Here is a 391-nt window from a genome sequence, read left to right as displayed (position 1 = left end):
GTCCGGTGTTCCGGCCTTGGGCCGCTTGTTCGGGAGTGCGAGGCGGAAGACCTTGTGCCACGCGGAGAACACCTGCTTGGGCAGCGGGCCGGTGACGTACTCCAGCTCGTACTTCTCGAACAGCGCGCGCACCTTCACCGCGACCTCGGCGTACCGGTTGCTCGGCAAGTCCGGGAACAGGTGGTGCTCGATCTGGTGCGACAGGTTGCCCGTCATGAAGTGCATGGCCTTGCTGCCGCTGATGTTCGAAAAAAAAAAAATAAGCAGTCCTGTTACCGATGCCAGCAAAAACCAGGGCAGGTAACCAAAAAATGCACCCAGGATGAAAGCCGGGAGGCAGCAAAGTAGCAGCTCCAGCACCAGCCTTTTCCACGACAGCCGTTCCAGCACG

The 391-nt window shown here is 59.6% G+C and carries 1 protein-coding gene; it reads right to left on the bottom strand.

Features of this window, described 5'->3' with window-relative positions:
* The coding region (locus EVJ21_RS15245) for a fatty acid desaturase family protein (protein WP_131490800.1) at positions 1–391 on the bottom strand (391 nt) is incomplete at both ends.

The sequence above is a fragment of the Exiguobacterium sp. SH0S2 genome (genome assembly GCF_004337185.1).
Lineage (GTDB): Bacteria > Bacillota > Bacilli > Exiguobacteriales > Exiguobacteriaceae > Exiguobacterium > Exiguobacterium aurantiacum_A.
The sequence above is the reverse complement of the archived record's forward strand: the minus strand, read 5'-3'. Positions and strand labels throughout refer to the sequence as shown.